The sequence below is a fragment of the Pseudofrankia coriaricola genome (assembly GCF_001854805.1).
Taxonomy (GTDB): domain Bacteria; phylum Actinomycetota; class Actinomycetes; order Frankiales; family Frankiaceae; genus Pseudofrankia.
The window spans coordinates 55,106-70,791 of the sequence record NZ_MBLO01000114.1 but is presented as its reverse complement, the minus strand read 5'-3'; the positions used below and the strand labels follow the sequence as shown (position 1 = coordinate 70,791).

The following is a 15,686-nucleotide window of genomic DNA, read 5'->3' as shown; positions in this document are numbered from 1 at the left end:
CCCCGCCCTGCCGGCGCGTATCGATGTGGGGACTGGGTCAGCGTGGCGAGGCGTTCGCTCGTTCCGGTGGCCAGACGACCACCCGTCGCCCGTTCTGCCACTGCACCGTCAGCACCTGGTGCCCGAGCTGCCGTCCGGAGGCGTCGACGCGGAACGGGCCAAACAGCGTCGTGCATGTCAGGCGCTGGGCCGCCGCCCGCAGAGCGTCGTCACCGGCGGTACCCGACGCCCGCAGGCAGCGCAGGGCGACGAGGCCCGCGGCGAACGCCTGCGCGGCCGGGTACGGCGGTTCAGAGCCGGTGCGGGCCCGGTAGGCGGCGACGAACGACGCCGCGGTGGGCCCCTCGTCCGGCTCGGGCGCGGCCTCGGGCAGCCACTGCGCCGGGCCCACGAGGCCCTCCCGCGCGTCACCCAGCTCGGCGAGCACCTCCCGCACACCGGCCGCGACGAAACCGAGCACCCGCCACCCCGCACGGTCCACCGTGCGGGCGACCGCGAGCTCCTCGTCGAAACGAGCCGCCACCAACAGTGCGCCGGCGCGCGGAGGCGCGGCGGGCAGGACCGCCGGGCGGACGTCGAGGCCGTGCCGTTCCACCCGCGCCACCGCGCCGGCGGCGACGCCGCGCGCGAATCCAGTGGGGCCGTGCAGCACGCCGACCGTCCGGATGCCGGGGAAATCCCGACGGATCATCTCCACCGTGCCGGCGAAGTACGTGTCCGCCGGGGCGAGGATGCTCACCACGTTGTTCCGTGGCGGAACCAGGGCGCCACCGTGGTTCCAGACGAGCCGACGGGTGGCGGCGGCGGCGACGGCGGCCGAGCGGCTCCCGTACGGACCGAAGAACAGGTCCGGGTGCAGGCCTTCGGCACGGCGGGCCGCCGCGCGCGCATCCGGATGGGCGTCAACCACCTCGAGAGACACCCGGTCCGGCCCGGCGAACTCCTCTGCCCAGAGGGCGAGGGCGGCCGCGCCGGCCCGGCCGTACTCGGCCAGGGGCCCGGACATCGCCGTCACCAGCACCGCCCGCACCGCCGCCATCAGTCAGCAATCGCGGTCAGTACCCGGTGGCCAGTACTCGGTGGCCAGCGCCGGGTGGCCAGGCAAGGATCAGGTGGCCATCTTTCTGCCGGACACCCAGCCATGCCAGGTCACCACCTCGATCCACGCGCTCACCCGCCCGCGGACCCGGTCGGGGTATGGCTGGCCGGTGTAGTGCGTGGCGATCCGGTCGATGTCGACCAGGTCCGGATCGTCCTTCAGCTCCACCACCTGGCCCTGCAGGCTGACGTGCGTGTACCAGTCGTCCGCCTTGAGCACGGTGAGCGACACCCGGGGGTCGGACCTCAGGTACTCGAGCCGTTTGCGGCCTTCGTCCAGGTTGACCAGCACCCGGCCGTCCTCCCACAGGTACCAGGTGGCCACCGAAACCGGCTGACCATCCGGTCGCATGGTCGTCATCACGCTCGGATTCGGCTTCACCAGCAGTTCGCTGACCTTCTCTGGCAACGGGGGCTTCGCCACGGCCAGGTCCTCCCTCCGTGTCACCGCCCACTCATGTCACGGTGCGGCATGGTTCTGCCCAGGCCCGGCCCATCGACACCGGGCCTGACGGGCCGTTGCCGGCGCTCCGCGGGGGAAAGCCTAGACCCTGTCAGCCGGCCAGCGTCGTGACAGTGACGTCCCACAGGCGCGCGGCGGCCTCGGGGTCGAGGGCGTACGGCGCGACGCCGCTGCGGGCGCTGAGGGTGCCGACCTCGGCCTCGCCGCAGTCCTCGAAGTAGCGTCCGCCGATGCCGTCGAGCAGGGGTGACGTCGCGACGAGGATCGACGTGGCGGCGCCCTGCTCGGGGGTCTTCCACTTGAGGTCGGCCCCGCCCGCGGCGGCTCGCAGACGCTCCAGGTCCTCCTCGGACACGTAGCGCTGCAGGTTGGTCCGGATGCCGCCGGGCATCAGCGCGTTGACAGTGATCCCGTCACCAGCCCACCGCTTGCTGGCCTCGACGGCGAACAGCACGTTGGCGGTCTTGGACTGCCCATAGGCAGACCACGGCTCGTACTCGCGGCGCTCGAAGTGGATGTCGTCGAAGACGACCGGCGAGCGGTGGTGTGCGCTAGAGCTGACCGACACGATCCGGGCACCACCGGCGGCGGCCAGCGCGCCGTGCAGCCCGGTGGCGAGGGCGAAGTGGCCAAGGTGGTTCGTGGCGAACTGCAGCTCCCAGCCTTCGGGAGTCCGCAGGAGTGGCGGGGCCATGATGCCGGCGTTGTTGACCAGGATGTCCAGCGGGCCGTCCCACTGGGCGACGAACGCCGCGACCGATGCCTGGTCAGCGAGGTCGAGGGCAGCGACGAGGACCTGCTTGTTGCCGGTGCTGGCGATGAGGTCGGCGGCGGTGCGGTCGCCCGCCTCGACGTTGCGGACGGCCAGGGTCACCTCCGCGCCGGCGCCGGCCAGGGCGCGCGCCGTCTCGATGCCGATGCCCGAGGCGCCGCCCGTGACGACGGCCCGGCGGCCGGAGAGGTCGATGCCGTCGATCACCTCGGCGGCCGTCGACTCGGCGGTGAACGGGGTAATGATCCGATCGGTCATGACGCGTTCCCTCTCGATGCTCGGTAGGCTCAACCGGAGGAACCTCCGGCTCGTCGAACAGTAACCGGAGGAACCTCCGAATCTTTCCCGCGCGGGAGGTGTGATGGCCACCACACGGCCGCTGCGTGCCGACGCGCGGCGCAATCGGGAGCGGCTGCTCGAGGTCGCTGTCCGAGCCTTCTCGCAGGACGGTCCGGACATCGCGCTCGAGACGATCGCGAAGGAGGCGGGCGTGGGTATCGGCACGCTCTACCGCCACTTCCCGACGCGCGAGGCACTCGTCGACGCGGCGTACCGCAACGAGCTCGACCGGCTGTGCGACTCCGTCGACGACCTGCTGGCCACGATGTCGCCCGATCAGGCTCTACGGGTCTGGATGGATCACTTCATCGACTACATGAGCACGAAGCGCGGCATGGGCGACGCCCTGCGCGCGCTCATCGCCTCCGGCGGCGATCCCTTCTCCCGCAGCCGCGACCGGCTGACCGGCGCCGTGACGACGTTGCTGCGAGCAGGTTCGTCGGCCGGGACGCTGCGCTCGGACGTGACGCCCGACGACCTTCTGATGAGCCTCAGCGGCCTGTCGCTGGCGACGGCCGACCGACAGGACCGCGCACAGGCCGGCCGCCTGCTCGACCTCCTCATGGACGCGCTGCGCGCCCGTCCCTGAGCAGGCCCGCGCTAGGCGGCGAAGGCCGCGGCGAGGGCGTCGACGCAGGACGGCGTCTTTGTCTCGGCGACGACGAGACAGCCGGGGACGTCCAGCGGAGGGTCGGTCGGCCGGATGGCCACCGAGCGGAGCTGGGCCGCCGGGTCCTTCGCGGCCTCGCCGTGCAGCACCGTCCAGGTGGGACCGCCCGGTCCCTCCGCCGTCGCCGCCGGGCGGGCGGCGCCGATCTCGACCAGCGTGTCCTGGACACTGCCGGACGGCCGTCCCAGCCGGGGCTCGAACCCGGCGACCTGGCACGCCCGGAGCACGAACGCCCGGAAGAACGGGTCACAGGCTTCTGACGGGATCCGTAGCGGAAGGCCAGCCAGGGCGGCCAGGTCCACGGCGGGCCGGGGTGCCGTCTCGAGCCAGGCTGGCATCGCGACCCGCAGCGGCTCGCGCCACAGCTCCACGACCCGGACGCCCGGGCTCGGGCGGGCGGCCCGCACCAGCGCGACGTCGACCTCGCCCCGCGCCACCGCCGCCACCTGGTCCGGGATCCGCACACTGACCAGCTCGACCGCCACCTCGCGCTGGCCCGCCGCCTCCCGCAGCTCACGAAGCGCCCGCTCGAGCCGCGGGCCGAGACCCGGGCTGGCGCTGACCCGCATCGTGGCCCTGCCGGCCGCGACCAGCTCGGCGGCCACGGCCGACGTCCGGTCCGCCGCGGCGAGCACAGACCGGGCCTCGACGAGCAGCCGCGCCCCCTCCGCTGTGAGCCGGACATGGCGGGAGGAGCGGTCCAGCAGGCGCACCCCCAGCTCACGCTCGAGCCGGGCGACCTGCTGGCTCACCGCGGGCTGGACGACGTGCAGCTTCTCGGCCGCCCGGGCGAAATGCAGTTCCTCGGCGACGGTCACGAAGTAGCGAAGCTGACGAAGCTCCACGCCGTCGCCCCCTCCATCAACGTTCGTTATCGCTGCCCAGGCTAATCGGGCCTTGGTCAGCCGCGCGGCGCCTCGTTGACTGGCGATGGTCCTGGCACGCGCGGGACCCGACGCCTGAAGACGGAAGACGGAGGAGCACATGCGGATCGGGCTGTGGCTCGACGACGGTGACCGGACGGCGCGGGACCTCGCGCACGACGCCGCGCGGGCGGCCGAGGCGGGATTCGGCTCGCTGTGGCTGAGCGAGCGGGACGGCTGGGACCCGCTGACCCTGCTGACCGCGGTCGGCCGGGCGGCGCCCGGCGCCACCCTGGGCACCTCGATCATCCGCAGCTACCCGCGCCACCCCGTGGCGCTGGCCGCGCAGGCGCTGACGGTCCAGGCCCTGACCGGGAACCGGCTGGTGCTCGGAGTGGGGCCGGGGCCCGCTCCGATCATCGAGACCCGGTACGGCCACCCGTTCGCCGAGCCGGTCGCGAACCTGCGTGACTACCTGCGCGTCCTGACGCCCGCTCTGCGCGGCGAGCCGGTCTCGTACCGGGGGCGGCACTGGGCGGCCGAGGGGACGGTGGCGGTGCCCGGCGCGAAGGAACCGGCCGTGCTGCTGTCCGCGCTCGGCCCGGCCATGCTCCGGCTGGCGGGCGAGGCGGCCGACGGGACCCTGACCACCTGGGCCGGACCCGGCCTCCTCGAGAGCTACTTCCTGCCCACCCTGGCCCGGGCCGCCGCGGCGGCGGGACGCCCGGCCCCGGCGGTGGTGGCCGGGGTCTGCGTCTGCGTCACCGCCGACCCGGAGGGGGCGCGGCGCTGGATCGACGACGCGTTCGGCGCGGCACGCGGCCTGCCCAGCTATCGCGCGATCTTCGACCGCCAGGGCCTCGACGGCCCGGCCGACACGGCCGTCGTCGGCGACGCCGCCGACGTCGAACGGCAGCTGCGACAGTTCGCCGACGCCGGCGCGGCCGAGGTCCAGATCATCGCCTGCGGCAGCGCCACCGACCGCGCCCGCACGATCGAGGTCGTTGGCGCGCTGGCCCGCTCGTCCGAGTAACCCGCTCGCCCGGGCAAAGGGTCCTCGGGGCGGGCGGTTACCCCTCGAATGCCGCGAAGATCGCCGGCGGGGTACGGGGATCGGTGTCCTCTAGGCTCCCTTCGTATGCGCTCCTCCCCCCACAGCGCGGATGGCCTGCTCGCGGATTACCTACCCGTTGGCGAGACCGAGGTGAAGGACGTCGCCAGGGTCAGGGCGATGATCGCCAGCACCCCCGACCCGTGGTCGCGGGACGTTCCGCTGCACCTCACGGCGTCGGCACTGATCGTGCATCCCGAGACCGGGCGCGTCCTGCTGCGCTGGCACGACAGGATGGGGAGCTGGCTGCAGGTCGGTGGCCACGGCGACCCCGGGGAGAGCGACCCGCTGAGCGTCGTCCTGCGCGAGGGCCGCGAGGAGACGGGCCTCGCGGATCTGCGCCCCTGGCCGACCGGGGAGCTGCGGCACGCGGTCGTGGTCTCGGTGCCCGGGACGCCTCGCGAACCCGCGCATGAGCACGCGGACCTTCGCTTCGTCCTGGCCACGGCCACCCCCGACGAGGCCAGCCCGGAGAAGCCGACCACTCCCCTGCGCTGGCTCAGCCTGCCCGAGGCACTGGACCTCGCCGCCGAGGACAACCTGCGCGAGACCCTGACGCGGACGCGGCTTCTGCTCGCCTGACCCGATATTCGGCTGACCCGATCCACGGACGTCAGGCGACGTCGGCGGGCGACGTTGGCGGGCAACGTCGGCGGGCGCTGTGCGACGTCGGGAGCGCCGCGCGGCGTCGATTGGCGCTCGCGGCGCGCGACATGACCGCCGGTAAAAGCTGGGATGTGACGGTCGCGGCGATATGGCCGGCCGGCCGGCCGCCGTAGGCTTTCCGCGTGAGCTGGGAGCAGGACCGCCCGCCGAGGTCGCGTCGTCCAATATCGGGTCCGGCAACGACGGTCAGAGAAGGTGCCGCGCGGTTAGGCGACGCCCTGCGCAGGCCGGTGTCGCTGGTCCATCCTCGACGTCGCACGTCCAGCCTGGAAGGACCCCCCTTGGGCGCGCGCGACGCGGTCGTGGCGTGCGGGGTGTACCGCCACGGCGAGCGCGACCCGCATCCGCACGGGTTCGACGCCGCGCTGCGCACCGTGCGCTCCGGGAGGGACAGCTTCCTGTGGCTCGGCCTGTATGAGCCGTCGGAGGATGACCTGGCCGCGGTGGCGGCCACGTTCGGGCTGCATCCGCTCGCGGTGGAGGACGCCGCCCAGAACCACGACCGACCCAAGCTGGAACGCTACGACGACACCCTGTTCGCCGTGTTGAAGACCATCCGCTATGTCGACCATGACAACGTCTCCACGACCGCGGAGATCGTCGAGACCGGGCAGATCATGGTCTTCCTGGGCCGCGATTTCGTGGTCACCGTTCGTCACGGCGCGCACGGCGAGCTGCAGACGCTGCGCGCCCGGATGGAAGCCCGCCCCCAGTTGCTCGCCCGCGGCCCGGCCATCGTGCTGCACGCCATCGCCGACCACATCGTCGATGACTATCTGAAGGTCGCCGACCTGATGGAAACCGACATCGACGCGCTCGAAAGCGCCGTGTTCGATCACCGGGCCCGGTTTCCCGACGCCGGAGCGGTCTACCTGCTCAAACGGGAGGTCGTCGAGTTCAAGCACGCCGTGCTGCCGCTGGCCGCCCCGCTGCGCGTCCTCGCCGACCCGGACGGCGCCGCCGGACTGGTCCCGCCCGAGGTGCGCAGCTACTTCCGCGATGTCGAGGACCATCTGCACCGCGTCACCGAACGGATCGCCGGATTCGACGACCTGCTCGGCTCCCTCCTGCAGGCCACCCTCACCCAGGTCTCCGTCGCCCAGAACCAGGACATGCGCAAGATCAGCGCGTGGGTGGCCATCGCCGCCGTCCCCACCGCGACCGCGGGCATCTACGGCATGAACTTCGAGCACATGCCCGAGCTACGCCAGGTCTGGGGCTATCCCGCCGCCCTGGCGTTCATGGCCACCGTCAGCGCCCTGCTCTACCTCGTCTTCAAACGCAACGACTGGCTGTGAGACCGAGCCACAGGGGCTGAGCGTGTCCCGGCGTCACCGGCTACTGGCACCACCCCACCGCGATACCCGCGGCAGCAGGCGGCGGCCTGGCGGCGCGCATCGGCCCTGCCACCGCCCTTCGCGGTCTGACAGCCGTGTCGGGCCCAGGTTCCTCCGAGTTCATCGGGCTGGCCGCGCCATAAACGGCGCGACCAGCCGACGAACAGGCCAGCGCTCCAGCGGTGCCACCGCGGATCGTTCAGCCTTCGGAACGGCTACTCAGCGAGACTCAGCCGAGGGGGGATTGGCTCGGAGGCCCCGCCCACGGGGTTGTCGAGCGATTCGGCTATTGCCGCGAACTCGGCCAGTGCCGCCTGAAGATCCTCGACGATCTCGCGGGCGATGACAGCTGGGGGAAGGAGGCTGTCGGCGTCGTCGAGAGAGGGGTCTCGCAGCCAGGTGACGTCGAGGTTGACCTTGTCGCGGGCCATCAGCTCGGCATAGGTGAAGGGGCGGAAGCGCTCGGACTCGACCCGCTCGGCGCGGGGCTTGCCGGGGAGGTAGCTCTCGACGAAGCCGTCCAGATCGTCCCGGCGGAGCGGGCGCTGGCGCAGCGTGAAGTGCTTGCCCGTGCGGAAGTCGTAGACCCAGACGGTCGAGGTGTTCGGGCCGCCGTCCGCGCGCGGCGGCTTCTTCTCGAAGAACAGCACGTTGGCCTTGACGCCGCCGGCGTAGAAGATGCCGGTCGGCAGCCGCAGGATCGTGTGCAGGTCGAACTCGTCGAGCAGTCGCCGGCGCACCTTCTCGCCGGCGCCGCCCTCGAACAGCACGTTGTCCGGCAGGACGACCGCCGCCCGGCCGTTCATCGCCAGCAGCGACATGATGTGCTGCAGGAAGTTCAGCTGCTTGTTCGTCGTGGTGGCGCGGAAGTCGTCGCGGTCGTAGGCGATGTCCTCGTTCTCCACGTTGCCGTCGTTGCCGACGACGGTGATCGCGGACTTCCGGCCGAACGGCGGATTCGCCAGGACCAGTGATGCGTGCCGCGTGGGCTTCTCCGCGAGCGCGTCGTCCACCGTGATCAACGACGGGCCGTCGGCATCGCCGATGCCGTGGAGCAGCATGTTCATCGCGGCGAGCCGGGCGGTGCCGGTGACCAGCTCGGTGCCCCGGATCCGCCCGGCGCCGAGCGCGAGCCGCTCGTCGCGCGAGAGATCACCCAGGTGGTGTTCCCGGATGTGGTGGTGCGCGGCGATGAGGAAGCCGCCGGTGCCACAGGCCGGGTCCGAGATCGTGTCGTCAGGCCGTGGCTGGGTGACGGCGACCATCGCGTCGATCAGCGCCCGCGGGGTGAAGTACTGCCCGGCGCCGGTCTTGGTGTCCTCGCCGCCTTTGGCGAGCAGCCCCTCGTAGGCGTCGCCCTTGAGGTCGGTCCCCTGGATCGTCCAGTCATCCCTGCCGATCAGATCCTTGACCAGCTTCTCCAGCAGCGCCGGCTTGGTGATCCGGTTCTGCGCCTCCGCGAAGATCGTGGACAGCGTCGTACCCGTGCCCTTGCCGAGCGCCCCGAGAATGTCCCGGTAATGCTGTTCCAACGCCTCGCCCTGTAGCCGGACCAGCGACCTCCAGTCGTAGGCGGACGGCACGACAGCCATCGCTTCCTCCTCCGTGAACGGGTCGGAGGCGATCTCGTCGGCCATCTTCAGAAACAGCAGGTACGACAGCTGCTCGATGTACTCGATCGTCGACAGCCCGTTGTCCCGCAGCACATTGCAGTAGTTCCACAGCTTCGCGACCAGCGCGTTCGTCCGAGTACGCGCCTGGGTGGCGGATGCGGGGATCGCGGATGCGGGGGTCACAGTGGAATCTCCTGGGGAACGGGGATCGATCGTGGCGCGGTGGCGGCGGCTCTCCGTCGGCCGCGCGTCACCGCCCGGTGCCCGTCGCCCATCCGGGCGGGCAGCTCGGGGGCGGGCTCGTCGGCGGGGTCCCGCGGCACGAGCCGGCCGCTGACGGCGCTGGCAAGGAGCGACCGCCGAAGGTGGGCCGCCCTGTTCAGACCACTCCGCACGGCGCGGTCCAGGGCGTCGGCGCCGCTCATCAGCTCGTCACAGACACCGACGAGACGCTTCTGTTCGTCGAGCGGTGGGACAGGGAACTCTACCGTGGCCAGCCGTTTCGCGGAAAGATGGGCGATGTTCGTGGTGATTCGGGCTTCGCGCATGAAGCGGAGCGAGTGCATATGCCGGCGGAAGACCAGCAGTGCCCATTCCGGAAGCACGTCGGGGCGGGCGCGGAACCGGAGCAGACTGTTCGTGAAGGCGACGTTCTCGGGGACACCCCGGTAGATCGCCGGCCGGCCGACGAGATGCGGGCTCTGCCCTTCGTTCAGGAGCACGTCGCCCGGCTCGAGCCGGTACTTGGCAAAGACTCCCGAGAAATCCATCTCCTTGACGTCGGCGGTGTCGATCCGGTTCTCGAACACGTTGGCGACCCGAAGGTACGGCCGCATCTCGGGGCCGTGGTGCCGGGCCGGATGGCGCTGCCGGCCGAGCTCTATGACTCCGGCCTCGCCCGTCGTCGTCACCGACCACGACGCCGGCGGGTCCTCCGGCACCAGTGTGAGCAGGATGGCCTTCCGCAGCGAGCGTGTCTTCAGGCGGGCGTTCTCGATCTCGCGGACCGCCGCGTCGAGGCGGGAGAGGCGGTCTTCGAGGGCCTCGACGATGCGGCGCTGCTCGCCTACCGGAGGCAGGGGCAGAGGGATCTGCTGAACGCTCCGCGACGACAGGTGCTTGACGGTGACCGACGAGGTTCTCGCCCATATCGCGTCGAGATAGCCCTGCAGCACATGCAGCAGGAAACCTGGGTCATAGACATCGGGATCACGAACGGAGATCTTGCATACCCGCTGGTTGAGAAGCGCCTCGGGGCCACGCCAGACGGCCACCCGAAAATCGCCGTCCATTCCGACGACCATGTCCCCGGTACGGACCGTGTATCCCTCTTCGTACTCACCCGAATAATAGGTGTCGCTGGCGAGCCGACCGACGTCTCGAATACGGATCAGCGGCATGCCATGGCCATGATGGTTGAAGAGGCCCGCCTTGAAGGCGAAACCGTTCCGCACATCCGCCACGTCCGCCAGCGGGACACGCCTCCAGGCCTCGTGACATCCCAGCAGGCCGGGAGCACCGGAGCGCTCCGCCTCGGCGACTATGTCGACGGGATTCAGGACAAGGGTCACGAAACCGCGCTCCAGAGCTGGTCGTCGGTGAGGTCGGCACCGGCCTGACGCCGGCGTCGGATCCAGCCTTCGAAGCGTTCGTCGGCCGTGTCCCGGTACGGCCGCGGGGCGTCGTCCACACCCAGTTCATACCTGATGAGTGAGATCAGGCCGGGCACACGCGACGTGCCCCGGTGCCGCCTCCGCCAATGACTGGTAGATCACCACTACCGTGTCGCCGCAGTCGTGGATCGGGCCAAATTACGACTGCGACAACACGCCGTGGCGATCATGAATGATCGAGGGCCGGACAGGCCCTTCGCTGGCGTGGCTCTAGGGCGTGGGCTCGATCTGGGCGAGGAAGCGGTTGGCGGCCGCCTGCCTGGGGTAGCCGGCCGGGTCCCTGACGCATTCGGGGCACCAGTGCCCGGCGGTGAGGATGAGCCGGGGGCTGCCCGCGAACTCGTGCCCGTCGACGCAGCGCCAGCGCAGTGGCGTGGAGAGATCGCCCGTCGTCACCGTCCGGGACAGTAGTTCGCCGCCGCGGAAGTCGGCGGCCGCGGCAAGGTCGGCGCGATTCCACGCGGCCGGGTCCTTCGTCTCGTCGTAGCCGTGGTCGAGCAGACGCGGGGTCCGGTCCGGGGCCGGCGGCTGGAAGGTGGACCAGTCGCCGATGGCGTCCCAGTCCGCGCGGGAGCCGAAATAGGCCTGGATCCGCGCCTCGTCGTTGTCCCGGATCCAGGTCATGGTGCCCCTGGGCTGCCGCGTCAGTGGACCGATGACGAAGTTCTTCACGATCGCCGCCGGCACCTTCCCGGCCAGGCGCACCGTGCGCGGGGCGGCACCCAGGGCGCGGGCAAGCGCGCCGTCGAAGGTGTCGCGCCGGAAGGGCACGAGGTTCTCCAGGTCGTCCGAGTCGGTGTACCAGTGGCCGTGAAAGTTGCGAGTGGCGAACCAGCTGCGCTCATACCAGCGCCGGAAGTCCTTCACGCCGAGCGCACCGGCCAGGCCGACCTGCAGGTCCCAGTTGGTCAGCCGCCACGGCTCACCGCCGCCGATGTTGTACACCCGGCTCCAGAACCGTTCGGGCACGCCGTCCTCACAGATGTTGGCGACCAGGCGGGCGGAATCCTCGGCCGACGCCCATTCCATCACCCCCGCGAACGGCACGTGGGTCACGATGGCATCGCGGATCTCCAGGACCCCGGGATGGAAGATCCCCGTCTGGCGCAGCCACACCCAGCGCGGCAGGCGGGACTCGATCAGCACCCGCTCTGCAATGATCTTGCTCTGGCCGTACTCGTCGAACCGGGAGACCCGCAGCGGGTCGCCGACCCGGCCCCAGTGGTGCGGGGGGTTGCGGTCGCCGGTTTCGGCGACCGACCCGACCATGACCACGCCGATCGCCGTGGGGTCCTCCTGAGCCAGCACCGCCCTGACAATGTTCTGGACGCCGCCGACGTTCACCCGGCGCGTGAGCTCGGGATGGTCGTCGGCCAGCGGCGAGACGACGGCGCCCAGGTGCAGGACGTGGTCGCTGCCGCGCACGCACCGCTCGACGGCGCCGTAGTCCGTCAGATCGCCCCAGGCGACCCGCAGATTGGGCATGCCGGCGAACTCGCCGATGACTTCTCGCTCACGCCGGGTCGGCAGCACCAGGGCGACGACGTCGAACCGGTCGGCCCTGTCGGCGAACTCACGCAGGACGCAGCGGCCCCAGTTTCCGGTCGCCCCGGTGAGAAACACCCGCCGCCTGCCGCCCACGCCGTCCAGCTCCTCGGCTCGAGGATGTCAAGGAATGTCACAGGATGCCATAGAAGTTCTGGGCGGGCGGAGTTCTGACGCACCGTCGCGCCGGCGGACAACCCGGCAGCCGATGGCCATGCGGGCACCGCGGCTCACCGGCCAGCGGCACGCGGCACGCGGCATCAGGTGAGCGGATCGGTCGCACCCTCGCCGGCACCGGCGGCGAGCGCGCCTGACGCCGTCCCCGGCAACGTTCGCCCGACCTCGGCGCGGAAGATCACCGGACGGCCGCCGGCGAAGCGGTCGAAGGGCGAGCCCGGCCGGCTGACCGGGCTCCGCCCGCCGGCGGGGGCGCCGGGGTGACGCCGTCCACGGTGACCAGCAGATGGCGAGGGCCGCGCAGGAGCGGGCTCGGCCGGTAGGGCGGCGGGTCGGCGGCCAGCCGGGGATTCTCCAGCCGGCGCGCGAGTTCCGTCAGGGCGATCTGTGCCTCGAGCCGGGCCAGCGGGGCGCCGAAGCAGTAGTGGACTCCCCCGCCGAAGCCGAGATGCTCGATGTACTGCCGATCCGGGTCGAACCGGTCGGGGTCGGCGACGTGGGCGGGGTCGCGGTTGCCCGCGGCGAGCACCAGGGTGATGGGCGCGCCGCGGGGAATGACGGTGCCGGCGACCTCGATCTCGTCGAGGGCGCCGCGGTTCCCCAGGAACTGCACCGGTGGGTCGTGGCGCAGCACCTCCTCGACCACCCGGCCGGCCACGTCGGGCTGCCGGGCCAGCCTGCGCGCGACGTCGGGATGGCGCAGCAGGGTAAGCATGCCGTTCGCGATGAGGTTGACGGTGGTCTCGTGGCCGGCGATGAGGAGAAGCGCGGCGTTGACCATCAGTTCGCCGCGCGACAGCCGGCCCCCCACGTCGGTGTCGGAGTCGGTGGCCAGCCCGGACAGGATGTCGTCGCCGGGGTCGCGCCGGTGGGCGTCGGCCAGGTCGCCGAGGTACTCCCCGAGCTCGGCCAGAGCCCTGGTGCGCCGGCCTCGCCGGGTGGCCAGGTCGCCGGTGGCCGGGTCGGTGGCCTCGACCACGGCGTCGGCCCACACGCGGAAGCGCGGCTCGTCCTCGCGGGGCACTCCGAGCAGCCGGCAGATGACCGTGACCGGGAGCGGGTAGGCGAACTCGTCGACGAGGTCCACCCGGCCGCGCCCGGCGAGGCCGTCCACCAGGCCGCCGGCGATCTCGGCGATCTCGGGGACCAGCCGGACGATCCGTCCAGGGTTGTGCGGCGGCCCGAAGTGCCGGGTCAGCAGCCGCCGGATCCTGTCGTGCTCTGGCGGGTCGAGGGCGATGAACGACGGCGGCAGCGGCCCTGCCGCCTCGTCCTGGGCCACGGCCGCGTGGTCCGCGCGGTTGCGAAGATCCGAACTGAGCCGGGGATCGTGCAGCAGCGCGACGATCTCGGCGTACGTGCTCACGACGAAGCCGCCGTCATCCGCCCGGCTGACCGGTGTGCGGCGCAGCTCGGCGCAGAGCGGGTACGGATTGGCACGGTTGCTGTGGTCGAGAATCTGGTCGAAGACGCTGACCGGCGCCATAGCCATAGGGCGGCCCTCCGAGTTGTCGACGGTGTGCGGCCGGCTCACTCAGCGGCCCACGTGGACGAACCGGGCGCGCCGCGCGGACGGGTCATGTCCGGTCACCATGACCGTGGCCTCGTGGATGAGCGCCGGCCGGTCGGGGATCTCCGCCGGCACGGGCCGCCGGGCGGGCTGGTCGACGCGGCGGAAGTCCGGCGGGAACGGCGCTGCCCGCTCGATCAGGCCCTGGTAGAAGTCCAGCCATTTCCCCTGGTCGAAGGCGACCGCGGCGGTGACCCGGCCTCGGTGGCCGTAGACGGCGATGAACCGGCGGTCCGCGGTCGAGCCCTGCGCGATGACGACCTCGTCGGCGAAGGTGGGGACGCCCACGGACTTGATCTCCGTACCGAACTGGGTCGACCAGAAGCTGGGCACGGCCAGGTGCGGCCAGCGCTCGGTCTGCGGGCTGATCATGTTGTGAGCCGCGATCTCGCCCTGCGCGACCGCGTTGCCCCAGTGCTCGAGCGCGAGGAACTGGAAGTCGTAGAGAGGGTGCGGGAACCGTGCCACGTCTCCCGCGACGAAGACGTCGTCGCAGACCATGCCGTCGACCGTGAAGGCCCGCGACCCGGTGTCGCAGCCGACTCCCCACGGCCCGGCCCCGAGCCCCGAGTCCAGGAGCCATTCGACGTTGCGGACGCTGCCGAGCGCGGCGACGGCCACGTCGACGTCGAGCGACGTGCCGTCCGACAGGTGGGCGCGGCGAAGCCGGCCGGCCCGGTCACCCTCCAGCGCCGTGACCGTGACGTCGCAGCGCAGGTCGACGCCGTGGTCGCGGTGCAGGTCCGCGGCGACCGCGCCGACCGCTCGCCCGAGCGCCCCGACGAGCGGCGCGGGGCCCCGCTCGGCGACGGTCACCGGCAGCCCCAGCCCACGGCACGACGACGCGACCTCCGACCCGGTGAAGCCGGCGCCGATGACCAGCACCCGGCGAGGCCCGGCGGCGAGCCGCTGGCGCAGGCCGGCGGCGTCGTCCCGGCCACGCAGGACGAACATGCCGTCCAGGGCCGCCTCGGCTGGATTGGGCCACGGTCGCGCCCGCGCACCGGTGGTGATCAGCAGCCGATCGAACTCGACCTCCTCGCCGTCCGCGAGCAGGACCCGCTTGCGGGCCAGGTCGAGGCCGGTCGCGCGCACGCCGAGCCGCCACTCTGCGTCGAGGTCATCGGGCCGAGGCAGGGCGGTCCGCCGGCCCGGCACCCAGCCGTCGAGGACCTGCTTGGACAGGGGCGGCCGGTCGTAGGGCTCGCACGGCTCGTCTCCGATCAGCGTCAGCGGGCCGGTGAAGCCCTCCCGCCGCAGCGCCGTCGCGGCTCGCAGGCCGGCGACCGAGACGCCGACGACGACGATTCGCGCGGCCCGCCTCATGGCATCGCCGTCGGCATCGGCAGTGGCAGTGCGGCCGGCAGTGGCAGTGCGGCCGCCAGTGGCAGTGCGGCCGCCAGTGGCAGTGCCACCGCTGGCGCCAGCGCGAAGCGGCGGACCCGCGCCGACGCGGTCGCGCACCCGGATCGGCTCGACCCGCAGCGCCTGGACCGGGCAGGCGGCCGCCGCCCGGAGAACCTGCTCTCGCCGGGTGTCGTCGGGCTCCGGGTCGTACCAGAGCGCCTCGTCCCCCTGCATGTGGAACACGTCCGGCGCGAGGAAGGCGCACTGCGCATATCCCTGGCAGCGCGTGAGGTCAACGACGAGTCTCAAGAGAAGTCCCCCGGTCACCTCGGCTCGGGGACGGCCCCGACCCCGACGCTGCCGGACTCCTGCCCGGCGCCGCCGGAAAAAACCTGGCCACCGGTTCCGTGGCTTCCATCGTTCCGAGTTTCCGATGTTCCGC

General features: G+C 71.9%; 13 protein-coding genes. 4 read left to right on the top strand and 9 right to left on the bottom strand.

Features of this window, described 5'->3' with window-relative positions:
* Nucleotides 1–37 precede the first annotated feature (37 nt).
* The 3 genes from BCD48_RS17055 to BCD48_RS17045 form a co-directional block, all read right to left on the bottom strand.
* Nucleotides 38–1,039, bottom strand: coding sequence for an ABC transporter substrate-binding protein (locus tag BCD48_RS17055; protein WP_071049380.1), 1,002 nt, complete (start codon nucleotides 1,037–1,039; stop codon nucleotides 38–40).
* A 69-nt stretch (nucleotides 1,040–1,108) separates the two neighbouring features.
* On the bottom strand, nucleotides 1,109–1,546 hold the full coding sequence (locus BCD48_RS17050) for a PPOX class F420-dependent oxidoreductase (RefSeq protein WP_241841794.1): 438 nt from the start codon (nucleotides 1,544–1,546) through the stop codon (nucleotides 1,109–1,111).
* Nucleotides 1,547–1,652: 106 nt separating this feature from the next.
* Nucleotides 1,653–2,591, bottom strand: a complete 939-nt coding sequence (locus tag BCD48_RS17045) for an SDR family NAD(P)-dependent oxidoreductase (RefSeq protein WP_071049378.1) — start codon at nucleotides 2,589–2,591, stop codon at nucleotides 1,653–1,655.
* A gap of 103 nt (nucleotides 2,592–2,694) precedes the next feature.
* Between BCD48_RS17045 and BCD48_RS17040 the strand changes: the two genes are divergently transcribed.
* Nucleotides 2,695–3,261 (top strand): TetR/AcrR family transcriptional regulator, encoded by a 567-nt coding sequence (locus BCD48_RS17040; RefSeq protein ID WP_071049377.1) that lies wholly within the window; start codon nucleotides 2,695–2,697, stop codon nucleotides 3,259–3,261.
* Between the two features lie 11 nt (nucleotides 3,262–3,272).
* On the opposite strand, the gene BCD48_RS17035 is transcribed toward BCD48_RS17040, so the two are convergent.
* The gene (locus BCD48_RS17035) at nucleotides 3,273–4,187 is read right to left on the bottom strand and encodes a LysR family transcriptional regulator (RefSeq protein ID WP_071049376.1); all 915 of its coding nucleotides are present in this window, start codon (nucleotides 4,185–4,187) and stop codon (nucleotides 3,273–3,275) included.
* 139 nt (nucleotides 4,188–4,326) lie between these two features.
* Here BCD48_RS17035 and BCD48_RS17030 point away from each other — a divergent pair, with 139 nt between their 5' ends.
* From BCD48_RS17030 to BCD48_RS17020, 3 genes are all read left to right on the top strand, one after another.
* On the top strand, nucleotides 4,327–5,238 hold the full coding sequence (locus BCD48_RS17030; protein WP_071049375.1) for a TIGR03564 family F420-dependent LLM class oxidoreductase: 912 nt from the start codon (nucleotides 4,327–4,329) through the stop codon (nucleotides 5,236–5,238).
* Nucleotides 5,239–5,343: 105 nt separating this feature from the next.
* Nucleotides 5,344–5,898, top strand: a complete 555-nt coding sequence (locus BCD48_RS17025; RefSeq protein ID WP_071049374.1) for an NUDIX hydrolase — start codon at nucleotides 5,344–5,346, stop codon at nucleotides 5,896–5,898.
* Between the two features lie 365 nt (nucleotides 5,899–6,263).
* Complete coding sequence (locus tag BCD48_RS17020; RefSeq protein ID WP_241841793.1) at nucleotides 6,264–7,280, top strand: magnesium and cobalt transport protein CorA; 1,017 nt, start codon at nucleotides 6,264–6,266, stop codon at nucleotides 7,278–7,280.
* Nucleotides 7,281–7,534: 254 nt separating this feature from the next.
* On the opposite strand, the gene BCD48_RS17015 is transcribed toward BCD48_RS17020, so the two are convergent.
* From BCD48_RS17015 to BCD48_RS16995, 5 genes are all read right to left on the bottom strand, one after another.
* Nucleotides 7,535–9,115 carry a type I restriction-modification system subunit M gene (locus BCD48_RS17015; RefSeq protein ID WP_241841792.1) on the bottom strand — a complete coding sequence of 527 codons (1,581 nt, stop codon included), beginning with the start codon at nucleotides 9,113–9,115 and terminating at the stop codon, nucleotides 7,535–7,537.
* Complete coding sequence (locus BCD48_RS17010) at nucleotides 9,112–10,503, bottom strand: restriction endonuclease subunit S (RefSeq protein WP_071049373.1); 1,392 nt, start codon at nucleotides 10,501–10,503, stop codon at nucleotides 9,112–9,114. Before BCD48_RS17010 ends, BCD48_RS17015 begins: the two co-directional genes overlap by 4 nt.
* A gap of 312 nt (nucleotides 10,504–10,815) precedes the next feature.
* Complete coding sequence (locus BCD48_RS17005; protein ID WP_083418766.1) at nucleotides 10,816–12,246, bottom strand: NAD-dependent epimerase/dehydratase family protein; 1,431 nt, start codon at nucleotides 12,244–12,246, stop codon at nucleotides 10,816–10,818.
* A gap of 259 nt (nucleotides 12,247–12,505) precedes the next feature.
* Nucleotides 12,506–13,819 carry a cytochrome P450 gene (locus BCD48_RS17000; RefSeq protein WP_241841791.1) on the bottom strand — a complete coding sequence of 438 codons (1,314 nt, stop codon included), beginning with the start codon at nucleotides 13,817–13,819 and terminating at the stop codon, nucleotides 12,506–12,508.
* A gap of 42 nt (nucleotides 13,820–13,861) precedes the next feature.
* Nucleotides 13,862–15,553, bottom strand: a complete 1,692-nt coding sequence (locus tag BCD48_RS16995) for an FAD-dependent oxidoreductase (RefSeq protein ID WP_071049371.1) — start codon at nucleotides 15,551–15,553, stop codon at nucleotides 13,862–13,864.
* Nucleotides 15,554–15,686 lie beyond the last annotated feature (133 nt).

Coding starts and splice junctions, on each gene's coding strand:
- BCD48_RS17040 (WP_071049377.1), top strand. CDS start 2,695: ATGGCCACCACACGGCCGCTGCGTGCCGACGCGCGGCGCAATCGGGAG.
- BCD48_RS17045 (WP_071049378.1), bottom strand. CDS start 2,591: ATGACCGATCGGATCATTACCCCGTTCACCGCCGAGTCGACGGCCGCC.
- BCD48_RS17030 (WP_071049375.1), top strand. CDS start 4,327: ATGCGGATCGGGCTGTGGCTCGACGACGGTGACCGGACGGCGCGGGAC.
- BCD48_RS17055 (WP_071049380.1), bottom strand. CDS start 1,039: ATGGCGGCGGTGCGGGCGGTGCTGGTGACGGCGATGTCCGGGCCCCTG.
- BCD48_RS17000 (WP_241841791.1), bottom strand. CDS start 13,819: ATGGCTATGGCGCCGGTCAGCGTCTTCGACCAGATTCTCGACCACAGC.
- BCD48_RS17025 (WP_071049374.1), top strand. CDS start 5,344: ATGCGCTCCTCCCCCCACAGCGCGGATGGCCTGCTCGCGGATTACCTA.